Origin of the sequence: Nocardia sp. NPDC050175, assembly GCF_044459885.1 — a bacterium.
In the GTDB taxonomy this organism is placed as follows: domain Bacteria; phylum Actinomycetota; class Actinomycetes; order Mycobacteriales; family Mycobacteriaceae; genus Nocardia.
This window is the reverse complement of sequence record NZ_JBITJI010000004.1, coordinates 577,381-595,797: the sequence shown is the minus strand read 5'-3', so window position 1 is coordinate 595,797 and position 18,417 is coordinate 577,381. Positions and strand designations below refer to the sequence as shown.

General features: G+C 63.5%; 18 protein-coding genes, 1 tRNA gene and 1 pseudogene. 8 read left to right on the top strand and 12 right to left on the bottom strand.

Annotated features, from left to right (window positions below; genetic code table 11):
- The 3 genes and pseudogenes from ACIBK2_RS17055 to ACIBK2_RS17045 form a co-directional block, all read right to left on the bottom strand.
- A complete protein-coding gene (locus ACIBK2_RS17055) occupies positions 1-561 on the bottom strand; it encodes a class I SAM-dependent methyltransferase (protein WP_396968499.1) in 561 nt (186 codons plus the stop codon).
- Positions 562-783: 222 nt separating this feature from the next.
- Positions 784-1,140 (bottom strand): annotated as a pseudogene (locus ACIBK2_RS17050) (hypothetical protein); the annotation flags it as partial.
- Between the two features lie 93 nt (positions 1,141-1,233).
- Positions 1,234-1,629, bottom strand: a complete 396-nt coding sequence (locus ACIBK2_RS17045) for a DUF2511 domain-containing protein (RefSeq protein WP_396968199.1) — start codon at positions 1,627-1,629, stop codon at positions 1,234-1,236.
- A gap of 146 nt (positions 1,630-1,775) precedes the next feature.
- Here ACIBK2_RS17045 and ACIBK2_RS17040 point away from each other — a divergent pair, with 146 nt between their 5' ends.
- Positions 1,776-2,828, top strand: coding sequence for a glycosyltransferase family 2 protein (locus ACIBK2_RS17040; protein WP_396968197.1), 1,053 nt, complete (start codon positions 1,776-1,778; stop codon positions 2,826-2,828).
- Here the strand turns inward: ACIBK2_RS17040 and ACIBK2_RS17035 are convergent, their stop codons facing one another.
- The 5 genes from ACIBK2_RS17035 to ACIBK2_RS17015 form a co-directional block, all read right to left on the bottom strand.
- The gene (locus ACIBK2_RS17035; RefSeq protein ID WP_396968195.1) at positions 2,829-3,683 is read right to left on the bottom strand and encodes an ABC transporter ATP-binding protein; all 855 of its coding nucleotides are present in this window, start codon (positions 3,681-3,683) and stop codon (positions 2,829-2,831) included.
- 37 nt (positions 3,684-3,720) lie between these two features.
- Positions 3,721-4,497 carry a hypothetical protein gene (locus ACIBK2_RS17030; RefSeq protein WP_396968193.1) on the bottom strand — a complete coding sequence of 259 codons (777 nt, stop codon included), beginning with the start codon at positions 4,495-4,497 and terminating at the stop codon, positions 3,721-3,723.
- Positions 4,494-5,087: a hypothetical protein gene (locus tag ACIBK2_RS17025; RefSeq protein WP_396968191.1), complete on the bottom strand. Its 594-nt coding sequence runs from the start codon at positions 5,085-5,087 to the stop codon at positions 4,494-4,496. The genes ACIBK2_RS17030 and ACIBK2_RS17025 overlap by 4 nt, the downstream gene beginning before the upstream one ends.
- A 32-nt stretch (positions 5,088-5,119) precedes the next feature.
- Positions 5,120-5,893 (bottom strand): hypothetical protein, encoded by a 774-nt coding sequence (locus ACIBK2_RS17020; protein WP_396968189.1) that lies wholly within the window; start codon positions 5,891-5,893, stop codon positions 5,120-5,122.
- A gap of 125 nt (positions 5,894-6,018) precedes the next feature.
- The gene (locus ACIBK2_RS17015; protein ID WP_396968187.1) at positions 6,019-6,588 is read right to left on the bottom strand and encodes an RNA polymerase sigma factor; all 570 of its coding nucleotides are present in this window, start codon (positions 6,586-6,588) and stop codon (positions 6,019-6,021) included.
- 254 nt (positions 6,589-6,842) lie between these two features.
- Between ACIBK2_RS17015 and ACIBK2_RS17010 the strand changes: the two genes are divergently transcribed.
- The 7 genes from ACIBK2_RS17010 to ACIBK2_RS16980 all read left to right on the top strand — a co-directional run bounded on the left by ACIBK2_RS17010 (position 6,843) and on the right by ACIBK2_RS16980 (position 14,888).
- The gene (locus ACIBK2_RS17010) at positions 6,843-7,019 is read left to right on the top strand and encodes a gallidermin/nisin family lantibiotic (RefSeq protein WP_396968185.1); all 177 of its coding nucleotides are present in this window, start codon (positions 6,843-6,845) and stop codon (positions 7,017-7,019) included.
- A gap of 72 nt (positions 7,020-7,091) precedes the next feature.
- Positions 7,092-10,208: a lantibiotic dehydratase gene (locus tag ACIBK2_RS17005; protein ID WP_396968183.1), complete on the top strand. Its 3,117-nt coding sequence runs from the start codon at positions 7,092-7,094 to the stop codon at positions 10,206-10,208.
- Positions 10,205-11,602: a lanthionine synthetase C family protein gene (locus tag ACIBK2_RS17000; RefSeq protein WP_396968181.1), complete on the top strand. Its 1,398-nt coding sequence runs from the start codon at positions 10,205-10,207 to the stop codon at positions 11,600-11,602. Before ACIBK2_RS17005 ends, ACIBK2_RS17000 begins: the two co-directional genes overlap by 4 nt.
- 10 nt (positions 11,603-11,612) lie before the next feature.
- Positions 11,613-12,539: an ABC transporter ATP-binding protein gene (locus ACIBK2_RS16995; protein ID WP_396968179.1), complete on the top strand. Its 927-nt coding sequence runs from the start codon at positions 11,613-11,615 to the stop codon at positions 12,537-12,539.
- A gap of 2 nt (positions 12,540-12,541) precedes the next feature.
- Positions 12,542-13,351 (top strand): ABC transporter permease, encoded by an 810-nt coding sequence (locus ACIBK2_RS16990; RefSeq protein WP_396968486.1) that lies wholly within the window; start codon positions 12,542-12,544, stop codon positions 13,349-13,351.
- Positions 13,352-13,357: 6 nt separating this feature from the next.
- A complete protein-coding gene (locus ACIBK2_RS16985) occupies positions 13,358-14,344 on the top strand; it encodes a DUF6895 family protein (RefSeq protein ID WP_396968177.1) in 987 nt (328 codons plus the stop codon).
- The gene (locus ACIBK2_RS16980; protein ID WP_396968175.1) at positions 14,334-14,888 is read left to right on the top strand and encodes a hypothetical protein; all 555 of its coding nucleotides are present in this window, start codon (positions 14,334-14,336) and stop codon (positions 14,886-14,888) included. The genes ACIBK2_RS16985 and ACIBK2_RS16980 overlap by 11 nt, the downstream gene beginning before the upstream one ends.
- Here ACIBK2_RS16980 and ACIBK2_RS16975 read toward each other — a convergent pair.
- The 4 genes from ACIBK2_RS16975 to ACIBK2_RS16960 form a co-directional block, all read right to left on the bottom strand.
- A complete protein-coding gene (locus tag ACIBK2_RS16975; RefSeq protein ID WP_396968173.1) occupies positions 14,810-15,520 on the bottom strand; it encodes an ABC transporter ATP-binding protein in 711 nt (236 codons plus the stop codon). The two genes, ACIBK2_RS16980 and ACIBK2_RS16975, sit on opposite strands and share 79 nt — an antisense overlap.
- Before the next feature lie 2 nt (positions 15,521-15,522).
- Positions 15,523-16,332 (bottom strand): ABC transporter permease, encoded by an 810-nt coding sequence (locus ACIBK2_RS16970; protein ID WP_396968171.1) that lies wholly within the window; start codon positions 16,330-16,332, stop codon positions 15,523-15,525.
- Between the two features lie 208 nt (positions 16,333-16,540).
- Positions 16,541-17,383, bottom strand: coding sequence for a M13-type metalloendopeptidase (locus ACIBK2_RS16965; RefSeq protein ID WP_396968169.1), 843 nt, complete (start codon positions 17,381-17,383; stop codon positions 16,541-16,543).
- Between the two features lie 795 nt (positions 17,384-18,178).
- A tRNA-Lys gene (locus tag ACIBK2_RS16960) sits at positions 18,179-18,251 on the bottom strand.
- Positions 18,252-18,417: the final 166 nt, after the last annotated feature.

Here is an 18,417-nt window from a genome sequence, read left to right as displayed (position 1 = left end):
TCAGATCCGGCTGAGCCACGAAGGCGCACCGCCGTCGCGGTTCTCAGCCTTCTCGATGAATGCCATGTTGTGGTAGAAGTGCATGCCTTTGATGCTCGCGTCGGTGCGCGCGGGGTCCCTGCCGCCGATTTCCTCGAAGTTCAGGCCGTCGACCATGTTCTTGAGGAAACCCATACTGGTCGAGGTGTCGTCGTAGGCGCTGGTTTGTCCGCCGAAGTGCGGCCAGTAGGACGTCTGCAGATCTTCCACGACATAGACACCGCCGTCGCGGAGCACGGGGAATAGGGTGTTGAACGCGGTGATCACGTGCGCGCTGACATGACTGCCGTCATCGATGATGATGTCGAGGGGCCCGGTGGCTCGGATCACCCGTTCCAGATCGGCCGGCGAGGACTGGTCTCCCTGAAGGACCGTCAGGCGGGGCTCCGAGAGCGTGGTCTTGTCGATGATGTCCAGGCCATAGATCGTGGCACGCGGGAAATAACGCTTCCACATTCGCAGGGACTCGCCACCGCGCCGCAGATCGTCGTAGCCACCGACGCCGATCTCCAGGATGGTCAACGGGCGATCCCGAATCGGGTCGAAATGCCTTTCGTAGTGTTGCGGGTACTGATGAACACCCCACTTGTCCGAGCCTGATCGCACACACCACTCGGTGAGACTCGCCTGATAGGTCCGATCGATCGAATCCAACAGTCGCCGAACAGGTTCGAACGCGGGCAAAGGCTTTCCGAAGGAACCCGGAGCTCCGATATCGCGCCAGCGGAGCACTCTCGTCGAATTGGAGACCGCGCCCCGCGGCCCGAATACACCGCGAACAACTTCGGTCAGCGATTGTTCGACAGTGGCCTCAAAGCGTATCGCCGATCCATCTAGGGAAGGCATGAGCGTCATGGTGCCGTTGTCGGACATGCGCACAATGGTTTCTGTGACCGACAGACCAGCGCGTAGCCGGAACAACACGGCGACGGGTGGACAGCCGCGCAAGTCGGTGCGGTCGGCCACTTCCGCCATGACGATCTGGGCGACCGACTCTGCGCCAACGAGCTCGACGGACTCTGAGAGGGCCCCTTCCCCCGCGCCTGCCGCATACACGAGTCGTTCGAGGTCGCGATCAGCATCCGCCGGACGTGATGTCATGCAGCGACGCTGACACGGATCTCTGAACGAGTCAACGGTGTGGTCGGAACATGGCAGCGCCGACTTCCCTTGCAGCTGAACCAATGCCGCTCGTCAACTCCTGAACTTGCACAACTGCAATGCCCGGCTGCGCAGGGATCCGAGACTGATCTTGTCGTCGCCGGAGCCTGTGGCGCGCAGTGGGTCGACGCTGGGCGTGCCGGCCTGTTCGGCTTTGTCGTTGAGTGCGTATGTTTTGCCGTCCGGTGCTACGAACACCGCCTGCTCGCCGGACCGACACTCGATAGTGCCCCGATCTATTGTGAGCGGCCACAGATAGCCGAGGTTCTCGCTGGCTACTGCCTGGCTGGTCGATGTCGGTTCGGGCAGGGGCACCGGACTTGGATACGCCGGGCTCTTCGGCGCTGAGCCACCGCCGCACGCGCTGAGCGCGATAGCACCGGCGACCGAGGCACCGACGAACAGTAGCCCACGAATCTGCGGGATCATCTTTCCTCCAACCACATCGGCATTCCCTATCATCAGTTATGTGGCGTACTGCCAACTTTCGGTTCACGTGAGCTGCTGGCAGGTCGAATGGCGGTGCTGGTCGATAGTGTCGATCAGGAATCCACCCGATATCCACTGGAGATGTTGTGCCCGTTTACCGGTCAGCGCGAATCGACATAGTCTGCCCGACGTTCAACCGATCGTCGGCGATCCGATCTACGATCGACAGCGTGCTGGCGCAAACGGTCGAGGACTGGACGCTGCTTGTCGTGTCAGACGGATCCACCGACGATACCGACGACATCGTCCGGGGATATCGCGATCCGCGGGTCCGGCTACTACGGGTAGGGCGGTATGGGCATCCCGGGGGTCCGCGCAATATGGGGGTTGCTGCGGCGACAGCACCGTTCGTCGCCTACATCGACCACGATGATCGTTGGCTCCCAACACACCTAGCTGTGTTGCTCGACTTGCTCGAAGGCGGCTCTGCACTCGCCGCAACCGGTTGTGTCCGGGTCAACGAGGCAGGCAAGGAGCTGGATCGGAGCGGATTCGTTGATCTGATCTGGCACCCCGAAGTGCAGACTATCAACGCGATGTTCGAGCCTTCTCGGGTCGGCCATATGCGAACCCTCTTGGCCGATGTCGGCGGCTGGACTACCACGCACGCCGGATACGAGGACTGGGATCTGTGGTTTCGCTCAGCCCGCTACGGCCACGATTTCAACATCTCCGCCGCCCACACTGCGGTGCTCACTATGGGTTCCGACACCCGGCGCAACGGGCTGCGCGCGGCACAGGCGGTGGTGATGGGCTATGTGGACAGTTCTGCAGCTGCGGAACTTGTCCTGCACGCCATATCCTCGGACGCGCATCGAACCGCTGCCCGCGCCTCCTACCTTGTCGAAATCCTCAGCTGGTATGCGTCTTTGGTCGATACCAGTCGTTTTCGTGCTGCTGCCGAGGTTGTCCCCGACCTAGTCGAGACCGATCTGCGCCGGTACGTCGCGACGCACGAGAAGCCTTGTCTGCTGGAGGAATTGAGTTTCGCACGGACAAGCGAGCGGTGGGCATTGCTGCTCCCGCTGTGGTGCACCACCGGTGAACACGCGCACGCGATCGGCTGTGTCCTGCGTGACCGATTCCCCGGCCAGTACGCGTATCTGGCCGAGCTGATCGGGCAAACTCAGACCGGCTGATCAGGGCGCCGATGCTCGAGTGGATCTCAACAGCGCGATATATCCGTCGTCCAATGTTGGTGCCACCGGCTGTGATTCGGGCGGCGGCACCGGACTGATCACCCGGTACTCCGTCCCCTCCGCCGTGCTCGTCACGTTGACGACGGTGAAATCGCCGTGCGGCTCGGATGTGGCGCGAACTACATGCGTCTGCCCTTCGGCCATTTCGACCAATCCGGTGGTCGTGCCGTGGTACGCCAGGGCGCCCCCGGTCAGGACCGCGACCTTTGGGCAGCTGTGTGCCACATCATCGAGGATATGTGTCGACAGGACGACGACCCTATCGCCGCCGAGTTGGCCGAGCAGAGTGCGAAAGCGGATCCGTTCTTCGGGATCAAGGCCGGCTGTCGGTTCATCAACGATGATCAGCCTCGGATCGCCGAGCAAGGTCTGGGCGATGCCGAGCCTGCGTTTCATACCGCCCGAATAGCTCCCGACCCGTTGCTTGGCAACGGAATCCAGTCCGATCCGGGTGAGCAAGCTCTCGATTTGAGCTCTCCTGGCCCGTTTGTCATCGATCCCCTTGAGTAGGGCGATGTAGTCGAGGAATTCTCGACCGGTGAGATCCGGATAGAGAGTGAGTTCCTGTGGGAGGTAGCCGAGTAGCCGTTGCACCGCGGTCCGGCCTGCGGTCGTGGCCATATCGTGACCGCACACGGATACTGTGCCTGACGTCGGGCGGAGCGTTCCGGTAAGGATTCGGATGAGCGTGGTCTTGCCCGCGCCGTTCGTGCCGAGCAGGCCGGTCATGCCCTCGGTCATGGTCAAGTCGATCCCGTCCAGGGCGACGGTGCGTCCGCGGAAGGCCTTGGTCAAGTTCCGTAGCGTAATGGTCATCGGACTCCGTTCCGGTTCAACGGCTCTTGGCCAACAGTTGGTGGCCGATCAGAAAGGCGAGCACGGTGGTACCGATGGTGATCGAGAGTGATACTAGGGCGGCGGTGGGGCCTGCTGTGGGGTGCGGCCAACCGCCAGTTGCCTGTGGCAAGGCGACATTCAGCCACTGCGCCGCTTGGTAGTCCCCGAGCGGGGACAGCACTGTTCGCGCGACCGTCGGGACGGGAATCAGTGGTGTCAGCGCGGTTGCCCAATACCAGAACGGCACGATCAGCACGCGCGCGACGGCACCAGGCAGCAGCAGGCTCATCAGGTTGGCAAGTGCAGTGAGCAACAGCGAGCCGGGCAGCACTATCGTCGTCAATCCGATCGCCGCCGCGGCCAGCGGCCGCACGGAGCTTCCCGTCACAGACAGCCACAGTCCCATCACCATCAGGACCAGACTGGTGGGTGCCGAGACGATCAGCCATGGGCCGAGCAGGATTCCAGCCGACCGCATATGCCGTCCTGCAGGGGTCGCGCCGAACAGCTCACGCACCCCGGGTCGGCATTGCACGGCAAGCCTATCCGCGAGCGCTATCGCGATTCCTATCGATCCCAGGAAATTGATCAGTAGTGCGGTGTCGCCGATGGCGGCGATGTCGTCGGTCCTGTTGTGGCCGTGTGGAAATTCAACGAGCAGCATGATCAGCGCACACAGTGGAAGTAGCGACAACCACAGCACACGCTGCCTGGTCGTCAGTAGTGCCTCGTAATGGATGGTTGCGGCTAGCGCGACCGGCAGTCGCTTCATCCGCCCGCTCCGTGCATCTGGGTCTCGCTGTCCATGAGGCGCTGGACGGCCAGCCAGACACAGGGTGCCGCGACAGTGAGGAGCACCGCTGCTTGCGTCGGCACCGCTCGGACAAAGTTGTCCAGCACGAGCAGCTTCCCCAGCCACACCGTAACGACCATCGTGGATGCACCTGCCGTGGAACCGTGGCCGGCCGCCATGTAAGTGGCGACACCGATCAACGCGAGCGCGAAGGCCGTGTTGCCAACAAGCAGTGTGCCCGTCCAGGCGTTCGCCGCACTCGACGCCAGCGCACTGAAAAGCAGTACGGCGCAACTGGTCGCGGCGAGGACAAGCGCCAATCGGCGCGCTACGGTCAGCGAGTATGGCGTCCGCACCGTCAGCTGGAGTTCGACCATCTGCTCGCCGCCCAATGCCGCGGCTGCGGCCAGCCCGGCGACGAGTGCAACTGTGTTACCTGCGATGACCTGGATGGTCGTGTCTACGCCGAGTGCGGGCGACACTAGGCCCGCTGCTGCGGCGACCGCGATCGGGGTTGCCAGGACGCTCGGTCCGCAGCGACGAATTTCGTACAGCCACATCGAGTTCACACCAGTCTGGTAGCCAGTAGGCAATGATCGGTTCATGCGGCGGCGACGTTGTACCGAGGCCTGCGCATCCCGGCCACCGCGGCGATCAGGAGTAGCGCAGTGATCACCAGGGTGGCCGTCGATGTGGACCACAAGGGCTCGATGAGTGCACCGATGCGGTGCACCGGCCCTGCGGCCGAGGAGGACTCCGCCACGCCGAGCAGCCATATCGCTGCGCCCACCACCGCGCCGACCGCAGTGGAACGCCAGACAGCGCACACTATGCCTGCGGCGGATGCGAACATCGCTGGGCCGAGCCATCCCGCGACCATAGCGGGGAAGGCAGCTGCCCCTCCCACCTCACTGGCTACGATCGAGGTGAGGACCGCGAGCGCGGTATCGGCAGCGAAGACCACCGCCAGTCGGCCCGCGAATACCACGGCCGGGGCAATAGGCAGGGTGCTGAACAGCTCCAGCCGCGGATCGGTCTCCGGCATACAGGCGGCCAGCGTCCCGAGCTGGAACACCAGGGTGACCGCGAGCCCGAAAATCGCTGGCGGCGAACCGCTTCGCGTTGTTATTAGGGCCAATAAGACGCAGCCGACGAAGCCGATCACGGTGAGTGGAACGAGTGGCCTCGGCAGCAACCGCAGTTGCGCCCGCGCTAGCGCCCCGGCCAGAACGCCAGCGGCGCGTAGGGTCGGCCGCGGCGCCTCGGCAGGGGTGGCCCACGGCATCCCTGCGGCATCGCCGAGCAGATTGTCGAAGGACGGTGTGCGGAACTCGCCCGACAGGTCTGATGAAACCTGCCCGGCCGCGACTGCCATCCTCTTCCACCCGGCGGCGCGAGCCTGACAATCTGCGCAGCGGTTCAAGTGGGATTCGACGGCGGCGTCCCAGCGATGCGCCAATTGATGGTCCGTGAGGTGGGGGCCGATAGGGGCCGGAGTGGTCATTTCGCGCCTCCGTATCTGGTAGACAGGTCGGCGGTGGTCCCGGCCAGAGCGAGGGCAAGCCGCTTGCGCGCATGGGACATTCGGCTCTTCACCGTACCGGTCGGAATATCAAGTATCGCCGCGACGTCCGAATAGGCCAGGTCATCGACCAGCACGAGCAACAGGACGTCGCGAAGGTGCTCGGGCAAGTCACGGACGGCCGAGGCAAGATCGCCGCGGGCAGCGTTGGCAAGGACGATGTCCTCCACAGTGCCGGTTGGGTCGGCGATCTCCTCGGCTTCGTCCAGATCGGTCGCTCGCGGCACTGGTTTTCGCAGGTAGTTGTGTGCTTGACGTTTGGTGACGCCGAACAGCCAGCCGCGCGCGGACGATTCACCGCGGAAGCTGTCCGCCGAACGCCATACCGCCAGCCAGGTCTCCTGCAGGATCTCTTCGGCCACCCCGCTTTGTGCCGTCATCCGCCGCACCACCCGCAGCATTGCCGTGGCATGCCGGTCGTAGAGCAGACGTAAGCATGCCTGGTCCCCCCTGGCCACCGCCGCCAGCAACGCTTCGTCTGAGTCCACACAGTTGTGTGTAGCGGGTGCGCCCCAAACGGTTCAACCCGAATCGCGGGAAATCTATACGCCGGTTCGTAATCGGTGCGCTGTTGGCAGTTTCGTGATGCTGCCAGATTTCGGTCGGACGGTTGTCTGCGTGGATGCGCGCTGTTTTCCTCATTACGGGGGAACAGCACCGGTCGGCGAGTCCGGCCGGACGCCGGACTCCCCGGGCTGAGTCGTTCGACCGGCCATGCACATCCTCAGAAGGGAGAACACCCGTGAGCACTGTGACAGCGGAACGGGCCGACACGGTCGAAACACTCGACCTGTTCGATCTCGACATCCGCGTCGGCGTTGGGAACATCCAGGGCAATGCAGCCATAACCAGCTGGTCGTACTGCACCCCAGGGTGCGAAAGCGCCGGCGGCGGCAGCGGTTGCAGCCACTGCTGTTGAGTCGGACGTCCGGGCTGGGCAATGTTGCCCAGCCCGGACACCACGTCGTCGAAAACGCAAAGGATTGTGCTGGTGTCGGATTCGATCTTCCGGGCATGGGATGTCTTCCTGCTCCGGGCTCCACTAGCAGTCGGAGCGAGCGGCCTGCCGCCGAAACGGAATCATCTCGATGTGCTGCGTGCTGCGGTGGCGGACCCCAAGTTGCGCGCTGCGATCACGCTGGCCACCCCTAGCTTGGGCAAGATGCTCGACCGGGTCGAGCGTGGCGAGACCAATGGGATCAAAGCCACCCAGCTGCGCCGCGCCGCCTTGGCCGTGCTGCGATACGACATCAGGATGCGCACACGGCCTACCCCATTTGGGGTTTTGTCCGGAGTAGCCGCCGGGCGCTTCGACTCGTCGGCCAAGCTTGATCTCGGATCGCAGCACCGCACCAGGACGCACGTCGATATGCAGTGGCTGCTCGGTGTCGCGCAAGAACTGCAGGTGATCCCAGAGCTGTTGTCTCAGCTGCGGGTTCGGACACACCCGGCACTACTGCGCCGTGGTGAACGAGTGGTGCTCGATTGCCCCTCACCGCTGGGCGCGCCTCTCGGCAGCGAGACCAGAGCCGTCGTCACGATGCGCAATTCTCCGGTGGTCGATGTGGTGCTGCGGGCGGCTGTGCAGACCGTCCCGGTGACCGAACTGATCGCGGCGACGGCGGCGCAGTTCGGCGTCCCGGAACATCGGGTCGCCGAGTTGCTACGGACGTTGGTCGAACAGGAGTTCTTGTTGAGCGACCTTCGGCCGCCGTTGGACGGTGGGGATCCACTCCGGCATCTGATCGGAACTCTTACCGCTGCCGACTGTCAGGTTGAACCGGTCGCGCGGGCGTTGCGCACGCTGCGCGAGATCGATGATCGCCGCTGTTCGAGCGATCTGATGCCGTTCGGGCTCGGTACCGCTGGGCTGACGGAGACCATCAAGATCGCTCGCGACCTATACGAATATGAAACCCCGCTGCACATCGATACCGCACTGGATATCGAAGCCAAGCTCCCGAACGAGGTTCGCGTCGAGATCGAGCGGGCGGCCGAGCTGATGTGGCGGATGTCAGCGAACAAGCTAGGCCTGAGAGCATTGCGGGAGTACCACAAGAAATTCCTGGAACGTTACGGTACCGATCGGCTGGTCGGCATCCATGAGCTACTCGATCCCGCGCGTGGACTGGGCGCACCGGCCGGATACAGCTGGCCGATCAGCGACGAAGCGACGCTGGATTTGTCGATCGCCCGCGATACTTCTCGAATCCTGTTGATGCACAGGCTGATAGGGATCGCGCTGCGGGACGGTGTCCGGGAAGTAGAGTTGACCGACGTGATGCTCGGTGAGCTGATCACCGACGATTCGGAGGCGACCGATGTGCCGAATTCGTGCGAGATTGCCTTTCATGTCCTTGCACCGTCGCTGGATTCCCTGTCTGCGGGAGATTTCCGGGTCGTGCTGGCCCCGAGCCCGGGATCCCACCAGGCAGGTGCGACGCTGGCGCGCTTCGCTGACCTGCTGTCGCCGGACGTCCAGGAGGTTATCTCGGCGGAGGCCGCGGCGACTCCTCTGCACGTCACCGACGCATTCCGGGTCGACTTGTCCTTCATGCCGCGATCGGGCAAGGCCGCGAACCTGACGCACACCGCCGTGCATAGCGGCAAGCGGATCAGCGTCGGCTTGCCCGAAGCCGCTGACATCGAGGAGATTGCGCTCGCCGACGTCGCTGTAGGCGCGACGACCGAGCGAATGTGCGCGATACACCTGCCGACTGGCCGCGAAATCGTTCCGGCGCTCAACAACATGATCAGCCCGATGACGCAGGCGCCCAACATTTCTCGACTGCTGTGGGAGATTGGACTGGAGGGCCAACGACTGTGGGAACCGTGGTCTTGGGCGGGGCTCGCGGACATGCCATTTGTGCCACGCATCCGTTACGGCCGTTTCGTGCTTGCGCCCGCGGTCTGGCGTATGGATGTGCTGATCGGCTTGCCCGAGAGAGATTTTGTCGCCGCGGTCGGTGCGTGGCGTCGCGAGTGGCGTGTACCTAATCGAATCCTTGTCGTACAGAGGGATCAGCGGTTGCTGTTCGACCTGACCGATCCGGCACACCTCGAATTGTTGTGGGACGAGCTGCGCAAGGATCCTGCGATCGTTGCGCACGAGGTACCAGGCGAAGACACTTGCTACGACGGCATCAACGGACACGCGATGGAGGTGGTCGTACCGATGTCGCGCCGCGATACCCGTCCGCTGCGGTCCGCACACGGCGGCTATGCCGAAACGAGTCGGGCACCCGCCGGACTCGGTAGCGACTGGCTCTTCCTCGAGCTGTACCTGCCTTACTCGTGCCAGAGCGATTTTATTCGCAGCGAACTACCTGCGTTGGTCGAGAAGGCGCGCGAACACGGTTGCGATTGTTGGTTCTTCATCCGCTATACCGGTCCAGACGGAGCACATTTGCGCGTTCGGTTCCACGGAGCCGCCCAGGACCTGTGGGGTGCCGGCGCGCGGGCACTCGGTGAGAGACTCGACAGCTGGCAGCAGGCAGGGTTGATCAGGACTCATCGGATCGGTCAGTACGACGCCGAAGTCGAACGTTACGGTGGCGACGCCGGGATGGCGGCGGCCGAGCGGGTCTTCGAGGCGGACAGTCACGCCGCGATCCGATTCTTGAATCTGATCGAGGACCGGTCTTGCGCCTATTCTCTTGATACCTTCGCAGCGGTTTCCGTTGCGGCCCTTGCGTATGCCTTCGGCCCTCCGGATTCCGACACTGGCGGCGATAACCGGTGGGGCGACGACGCGGCCATGGCGTGGCTTTCGATGACGGGATCCCGCGACGATCTGCCGGACGCGTACCGGGTGGATGCGCAGCGATGGCGCAGCAGAATCGATCCCTACGACGGGTGGAGCGTGCTACGCGCCGACCAACACGGCGCGGCGGCCATCGAGGCACTGCGTTCCCGCGATACGGCTGTTCGTGAGTTGCGGTCGGCCTTGGCTGGCTCCCGTACCAGACACCGACGGTTGATCGGCAGCCTCATGCACATGACCTGCAATCGGCTGTTCGGCGGCGACTCCGACCGGGAGCGGGCAGTCGTCGCTATCGCCCGCGGCGCTGTACAGGACAACTTCAACAAGAGAAAGCACGCACGATGAGCACTGTTACGCAGCACCAACAGGTTTCGGTGGTCGACCGTGCGGCGGAGATCGTACTTCTTGTTGCCGAGCGGCTCGCCGACCCCGCCGTTGTCGCGGATACCGCGGGTCGCCCGGACAACCGTGACCCCATCTACGGCGCGATGATGTGGGGGCCGATGACGTTGTCCAACGGTCTGCCGGGCACTGCGATGTTCTATGCCGAGCTAGCGAGAAGAGCGCCGGCATGGTCGCCCACCACACATCGGCACGTGCAAGCAGCTGGCTCGGCGATGACGAGCCAGCCGAGCCGTGGACTACACGCAGGGCCTGCCTCGCTGCTAGCCGCCACACAGACCTGTGGCGATCACTATCCCGGTCTGCGACGTCGTCTGGCCGCCTGGGTGGCAGAGGACCAGCTGACCCGCTTAGACCGGTTGTCTGTACAGCACGGAGAGGGCGTTTGCTGGGAGTCCTATGACATCATCAACGGTCTGGCGGGTACGGCACGGCTATTGCTTGATTCGGTTGATGACCCAGTAGAGAACGACGCTCGGGTTGAACAGGCACTGCTGGCGACGCTGCGGCATCTGGTGGCGGTGAGCGAGCCGATCACTGTCGACGGTCACACCGTGCCGGGTTGGTGGGTCCCCGCGCATCTGCAGTCTGTCGAGCAGGATCGCGTCGAATACCCTCGCGGGGACTTCAATCTCGGTTTAGCGCACGGGATTCCCGGCCCGGCATTGGTTCTTTCGCTGGCGCTGCGCCGCGGGTACGAGGTGACCGGACAACGCGAGGCACTGGTGCGCATAGTCGAGTGGCTTGTTCGCTGGATTCGTACTGACGATCAAGGCACGTACTGGCCCTGTCGCGTCGGTTTCGACGACGAGATCGCAATGGCGCCACCGGAGTCGATATTCACCAGGACCGCATGGTGTTACGGGGCGCCTGGCGTCGCGGCCGTCGTGCATCACGCCGGCTGCACGCTCAATATTCCGGAATGGCGTGCACATGCGGTCCGTGCGCTGCACGACGCCCTGGCGCGGGATGAATCCAAATGGACGCTCGCAGGGCCGACCGTATGCCACGGCTACGCCGGCCTGCTTCAGGTGATCCATCGCATAGGCACCGCCGAGCAGGACGAGGTGCTGCTCGATGCTCGGACGCGGCTTACCGAGGCGATCCTCGCGATGGTAGATCCGAACGCACCCTTCGTCTTTCGTCATCCGATGCGATACTCCCGTGCGGACCCAGGTCCCTCGAAGTTCAAGATGCTCGATGTCGCGGGAATCCTCGAAGGATCCGCCGGTGTCGCGTGTGCGCTGATGTCGGTGATTCCCGCCGGGCTGCTCGGCCCCGAACCCGACGCGTCGGCACCGTCACGATCTTGGGACCGTACGCTCGCATTGAGCTGAGGGAGGATTCATGTCTCACAAGGCTTTTGAACTCGCCGAGATCGTCGTACGCTACGGCAGCACGTTGGCTGTCGACTCGGTGTCACTGAGCTCGGCCCCTGGCCGTTTGACAGCGCTACTCGGGCCGAATGGTGCAGGTAAATCGAGTCTACTCAGCGTGTTGTCGACCGCGTCAAAGCCCGAATCGGGCACCGTGCACATCTTCGGCAACGATGTTCGGACCGCACCGACGCTCGCCCGCGCCCAGCTCGGCCTCGTATTCCAGGAACGGACGCTGGACAAAGAGCTAACTGTCGAGCAGAACCTGTGGTTTCACGCACGACTTTTCGGCATGCGTCGTGCTGACGCGGCCGAGCAGATCGATCGTCTACTCGCGATGCTCGAGCTGACCGAATACCGACGGACGGCGGTAGAGCGACTGTCGGGTGGCACCGCGAGGCGCGTGGAAGTTGTGCGCGCCCTACTGCATCGTCCGGGACTTTTGATTCTGGACGAGCCGACGACGGGCCTCGATCCACATTCGCGTCGCGTCGTTTGGCGTGATCTGTTGCGCATGCGCGATGAACTCGGCGTCACCACTTTCTACTCCACGCACTACATGGACGAAGCCGAATTCGCGGACGAAATTGTGATCATGGCCAACGGCAGAATCGGTCGATCAGGCTCGCCGGTCGATCTCAAGGACGAGCTCCACGCCGCCTGCGTGCGGCTGCGGACTTCCGACGACACTGCGGCCGCTGAGCACTTACTCACCCAAGGGTTCGACGTGGTCAGGGGGTTCGAGGAGCTCGAAATCCGCTGCGCCGAACCGGATCGGCGAGTCGCCGACATCGTTCGTGCTGTCGGTGTGCCCGTACTGAGCATTACCGTGCACCAACCGTCGATGGACGATGTCTACATCGCGGCGACCACTCTCATTGCGGAGGAAAGATCGTGACGATGCTGGACAGACTCGCGGGCGAGCCCGGCAGTGCGGCGCCCACGCAGGAGCGCCTGGTTGTCGGCGCCGTCCGAGCGGTCGGCGTGGTCGCTGGCAGGGATCTGCGGCGTCAGATCCGCAGGCCAGGCATGCTGATCAGCAATGCAGCGCAGCTGTTGTTCTTCATCGTGATCTATGCGGTCGGTTTCGATTCGATGGTCGGTACCGTCGGCTCAGTTCCATTCAGCGCTTACATTTTGCCCGGGATCATCGCCATACCGGTGGCGACAGTCGGTGTTGCCACCGGGCTGTCCTACGCCTGGGACCGCGAGTTCGGGGTGCTGCGAGAGATGGCCGTCGCTCCGGTGCCTCGAATGTGCCTGCCCGCGGGGAAGGTGGTCGGTACCGGCGTCATCGTCGGTGCCCAGAGTTCGGTGCTGTTGTTGTGTGCACCGGTATTCGGATTGTCACCTTCGCTCGGGCAGATTGCCGGCGCCACCGTGGCCTATCTGTTCGGGTCTGTGGTCTTCAGCCTGCTCGGGCTGTTTCTTGCCACCATGCTCCGGCAGATGCAGACACTGCAGGCGAGCGTTCAGCTGACGATGCTGCCCATGCTGTTCCTTTCCGGATCGGTTTTCCAGCCGGAGAACGTCCCTGCGTGGCTGGCGGTGCTGATCCGGATCAATCCGATGACCTATCTGGTGGATCTGGGGAGGCAGGTATTGATGGGTGGCGATCACGGGCTGGTCCCGCTCGGCGTCGACGTGTTGGTGCTATTGGTGCTCGCGGGCTTCTTCACCGTGGGTATCCGGTTGAAGGTCGGACGGTAGGCGCCGGTGCACGGTCTTCACCCCGGCGAGGAGTTACGTGGACAGATCGGCGGCTTTCCGAAGTGGCCGCAAGGCCCACGGATCGACGCCGATCTTGACGCGCCTGTTCTGGGCGCTGCGATTGAATGGCTCACGGCCAACCTTCGGTGGTTCGATCGCGAGCAATGGGATCGGTTCCTGCCGGCCAGGCAGTTTCCGGAGGGTACCGTGCTGGAATTGCTGGTGCTGTGCCGGATTCTGCGCCGCGGACGATTTCGCGACCATCCACTTATCAGCGGTGCAATTGAACTGGCGCTCACGCTGGTCGCCTCGGAGCCGTTCCGTGCCGACATAGGCCGAGGTGACGAAAAGTTCCCCTACCGAACATATTTGGTGGCGCTGTTGGCCGACCTCGGCTATCCGGTGCCGAGCGCTGCCGACCGGGTACACACAGTTCTCGCGACCGGATGTGGCGCCTGGATGGGTGGGTGGCACACGCCGCTCGCCCGATTGGAACTCCAGTACGCACTTGAACTCGGCGGGTTCGTCAGCGCCCTGCCGCCGGTCAACGCCCTGGTCGGTCAGACAATCGTCGGTGCCGCGCCGGACCCGCTCTACGTGCGCGACGACGAGGTATACGCGCTCACCCATGTTGTCTTCTACGCAACGGATTTCGCCGCTCGGCCGATGTCGGACGAGCCGGGTTTGGTCGACACGGTACGGACGCTATTAGGGATGTATCTCGCCCTCGGCAATATGGACCTCGCGGGTGAATTACTGCTGTGCACGCTGACGATACGTTCGGATGATTGCGCCATCACGACGCACGGGTGGCGTGCGCTAGCACGGCATCGACGGGCAGATGGATCCGTTCCCGGCCCACTGTACGACCCGGCTCGTTGGTCGACATTGCACGGTGAGCTTGCCGAGGCGTATGCGTTCGGCACCTGCCACCACACCACGATGGTCGCGGCAATGGCTGCGGCGGAACGAGAACACCACCATGCTCGCTGAATTCACCGATTCGGGCAGGACGCTCGTGCACCAGTCGCTGGCCGCCGCCCTTGCCTGGCTCGCCTCGGCCGCGCCGTCGGTCGCCACCACAACCCGCAGCAGGGAATCCGAATCGGCGAAACTGCAGTCGCCGGTACTCGAGCCAATGAGCATTCTGGCTGCCGATCCGTTGCTGTGGCGCAGATTGAGCACTGTCGAGGCCGGCCAAGCCACGTCAGAATGGGGCGGCGTGCTCGATTCATTGCTCGTACTGGCGGTCCGCCGCTACGATCTCGACGCGCTGGCCACCCTGCTGCAAGCAAGTGCAGAACTGGGGTTGTCGGCGCGTCCGATACATGTTCGTGCAGTAGGGTTCCTCGTCGCACAGCAGCAGACCGATGGCGGGTTCGGTTTCGCCGGCAGAAGCGAGGAAAGATCCGAGGTCGAAGTCCGGATCTACCTCACCCGCAATTGTGCTGCGGCGCTTCAGCGTATCTGCGAGCCGGAGGATTCGAGGATGCGGAAGAACCCCTCCTCCAGATCGCCGTCACCTGCGATGCCCTGAAGATCGCCCTCGTAGCGGGTCTTGCCCGCCACCAGCACCGCTACCCGGTCGCATACCTGGGCGATTTCCGAGAGTTGGTGGCTGGAGATGAAAACCGTGGTTCCGTTGGCAGCGAGAGATCGGATGATGCCGCGCATCTCGCGAATACCGACCGGGTCGAGACCATTCGTGGGTTCGTCGAGCAGAATCAGCTTCGGCCGCGCCAGCAATGCGATGGCGATGCCGAGGCGCCATCGCATTCCGAGAGAGAAGGCCTGCACCTTGCGCTCTCGCACATCGGTCAGCTGCACCAGAGCCAAAGCGTCATCGATCCATGCTCCGGGAACCCCGCGCAGCTTCGCGTGAATGCGCAAGTGCGTCAACGCATCCAGCTTGGGCCACAGACCGGGCGTCTCGATCAACGCGCCGACATCGACGAGCAGTGCCCGATCGTAGTCCTGCCCGAACAGGCGGATCCCGCCACTTGTCGGCCGTTGCAGGCCGAGGACCGTCTTCATAACGGTGGTCTTCCCGGCGCCGTTCGGCCCGAGCAGCCCGTAGACCTCGCCGGCACGAACCGACAGATCGACTCCATCGAGGGCACGGTGGGTCTTGTAATGCTTGTGCAGCCGTGACACTTCCAGTGCGAACATGCTCATATCTCCTTGCGCTTCATATGAATCGAACCCAGCACGAGGGCCAGCACGGCCAACCCCAACGACAGCGCAATGGCGGGCACAATGACGCCGTGATCGCGGATCGGGCTGTCCGTCGGTAACGGGACACCGTTCGGTCCGATCCCGGCGAGTGGGAGAATGACACGCATCGGCCAGGCGAACGGCACCGCCAGCCACCAGGTCTTGTCCGCGATTAGCATCCCGCTCATCATGCCGACCACGCCGATCGCAATCGTCGGCCCGAGGCCCCAAATAGCCGAGACGACGAGAGCCACAGCGGCGCAGCCCAATCCGGCCAGCCATGGTAAGAAGCTGGCGCCGAGGATCGTGGCGACACTGGCACCGAGCCGACCGTTGAGCAGCGCGCCGAAACACAGCAACGCGGCCAGCAGCACAGTCGACACTGCGGACAGAGTGGCCAGCGCCAGATACTTTCCGAGTAGATATCTCGGACGAGGAACGGCGTAGGACAACAGCAGCCGCCAGGCATCGTGATCGGCTCGCACCGACAGCGCGGCCAGCAGTGCCGCCGTCATCGGAATCAACGCACCCCATCCCTCGAGAACGACGTCACGGAAGACAGTCCAGGTCTGCCCGGACTTCCCCTCAGGGGAGGCCAGCGACATCGGATACAGCGGAACGGTGAGAACGGCGGGTACCAGGACGACGAACCAGCCGATGAACCCACGCCGCATCCTGGCCAGCTCGGTTGCGGTGACGTCCCATAGGGTCGGCTGGTCACGCCGGGTTCGGGTGCCAGCTCCCCGGTGCGTTGCAGTGGTGGCCATGGTTCTCCTCGATTCGGTCGGTCTGTTCAGGTACGTAGCGGCCGAAGGCGTTGCGGTTCACCGCGTCCGCCAGCCTCAATTGTTCGCCGCGTTGGCGCTGGCGCTGGCGATCGCTTTCAGCACAGCACTCAACTGCACGCTTGCATCGAGCAGTTCGATGCCGATCAGCTCTCCGTCCTCCCCGAAGCCAAAGACGGAACACGAACCTTCACAGTTCGAGCCGCTGTTCCTCCGGGAGGAACAGCCGGTCGTCCGCTGTGACGCCGAACGTCGAGCAGAACTCAGCGATGTTCCGCACAACCTGATTAGTGCGGAACTCGCTGGGTGCGTGCGTGTTGCCGGCGAGTGCGGCCTCGGCGAACTGCGGTGTCTGTTGCATCCGCCAGCAGCGTGCCCACGACAGAAATAGGGTACGGAGGTCCGCAACTTCTCCTCGCCGCTGCGCGGCGCCGCGGTATGCGGCGATCGCAATCCGCAGGCCGCTCAGATCCGCCATGTTCTCGCTGACCGTGAGCCGACCATCGACGTGGCGTGGGGCATCGAAGCCATCAGGGACCAGCACTTCGTATTGGTCGATCAGTTGCCTGATCTTCGTCTCGAAGGGCGCCCGATCATCGGGTGTCCACCAGTCGTGTAGATTGCCGTCTCCATCGTACTTGGAACCCTGGTCGTCGACCGCATGGCCGATCTCGTGACCGATGATTGCACCGATCGCGCCGTAATTCGTTGCCAGGTCGGCATCTGTGTCGAAGTACGGTGGCTGCAGGAAGGCTGCGGGAAAGACGACTTCGTTCGAGGTCGGGGTGTAGAAGGCGTTGACGGTTTGCGGTGACGTTGTCCATTCGCTTGTCGTGACCGCCGTACTGAGCCGGTCGAGTTCGTGCTGTGCGGTGAAATCTCGTATTGCTCGGAGTGATTCGATCAGCGCCGGTACAGCGATCGCTCGGACATGTGGTTCTGGCGGGCGATCTCGGCGACTGTCATCGGCGAGCGCAACATATTCAAGAGACACCTTGATCGCGCTATCGATGGAAGGACCCGCCTCAGCCACCGGTCTGACCACGGCGCTGGTCGGGCGTGTCCTCGATGAAGCACTGGCCCTACAGGAGGGGGTGACACAGCAGTCGCTCGACCTGTACCGGTTCGAGATCGAGGTCTCGGCCGACTGCCGCGCCAGCAAGGACGCCATCAAGATCAAGTCGGCGCTGGGTGGCCTGCGGGTGTGGGAAGCGACAACCTCGCGGCTCGACGCTCACCTCAAACGGATCCTGCTGAACGGGCATCGATCTAAAGCTCGCCGCCAGCGGGTGATCCTGTCGGAGATGATGGGCATGGCTGTTCGTCATGACGCCATCGACCAGAACCCTGTGCGAGAAGTTGCGCGGCTTCCGCGTAAGACCGAGAAGCCGCGAGCAGCTGACCTGGAGACGCTGGCCGCGCTGCGTGCGCAGTTGAGGAAGTGGCTGGCGGGGGAGGACGGCGACGGCACCCGGGGATACCACGGCCCGCGGCGGAACCAGCGTGTGCTGGATGTGGCCGACGTCGAGCTCGGTACGGGTCCGGGTCCCGGTGAGGCACTGGCGCTCAGGTGGTGCGATGTGGAATTGGATGCCACCCCGCCGCGACTCATATTCTCCGGCACGACCGGCGGGCCGCGCAACAGCAGTTGGGTCACTCAGACGACACCACAACCAAGCGGCACTATATCGATGAGCCGAACGTCGCTCCTGATTTCACGGCCGCGCTCAACAAACTCGCTAGCTGAAAGCGTGTCGTTTCCGTGTCGCTCACGGCACGAACCGGGCAATTCCGGTGGTGAAGATTCCCTGCTTTCGCAGGTAGAAGGTGCGCCATCAGGGACTCGAACCCCGAACCCGCTGATTAAGAGTCAGCTGCTCTGCCAATTGAGCTAATGGCGCTTGCTCCGTGTTCCGGTGCGGGACAAACCTTAACAGGCCGAGGCGGCAGTTGTGAAATCGCCTCCTGACCGGGGCTGATGAGCGGGTCGGGCGGGGTGTTAACGCCGAACCCGGCAGTTCGGATCTATCCCGTGTAACACGTCTGTGTCGACGCGGCATTCGCGTT

What these genes read in the sequence shown, in the direction of transcription:
- ACIBK2_RS17045 (WP_396968199.1), bottom strand. Translation starts at nt 1,629, where the DNA reads ATGATCCCGCAGATTCGTGGGCTACTGTTCGTCGGTGCCTCGGTCGCC.
- ACIBK2_RS17030 (WP_396968193.1), bottom strand. Translation starts at nt 4,497, where the DNA reads ATGAAGCGACTGCCGGTCGCGCTAGCCGCAACCATCCATTACGAGGCA.
- ACIBK2_RS17020 (WP_396968189.1), bottom strand. Translation starts at nt 5,893, where the DNA reads ATGGCAGTCGCGGCCGGGCAGGTTTCATCAGACCTGTCGGGCGAGTTC.
- ACIBK2_RS17000 (WP_396968181.1), top strand. Translation starts at nt 10,205, where the DNA reads ATGAGCACTGTTACGCAGCACCAACAGGTTTCGGTGGTCGACCGTGCG.
- ACIBK2_RS16995 (WP_396968179.1), top strand. Translation starts at nt 11,613, where the DNA reads ATGTCTCACAAGGCTTTTGAACTCGCCGAGATCGTCGTACGCTACGGC.
- ACIBK2_RS16990 (WP_396968486.1), top strand. Translation starts at nt 12,542, where the DNA reads ATGCTGGACAGACTCGCGGGCGAGCCCGGCAGTGCGGCGCCCACGCAG.
- ACIBK2_RS16980 (WP_396968175.1), top strand. Translation starts at nt 14,334, where the DNA reads ATGCTCGCTGAATTCACCGATTCGGGCAGGACGCTCGTGCACCAGTCG.
- ACIBK2_RS16975 (WP_396968173.1), bottom strand. Translation starts at nt 15,520, where the DNA reads ATGTTCGCACTGGAAGTGTCACGGCTGCACAAGCATTACAAGACCCAC.
- ACIBK2_RS16970 (WP_396968171.1), bottom strand. Translation starts at nt 16,332, where the DNA reads ATGGCCACCACTGCAACGCACCGGGGAGCTGGCACCCGAACCCGGCGT.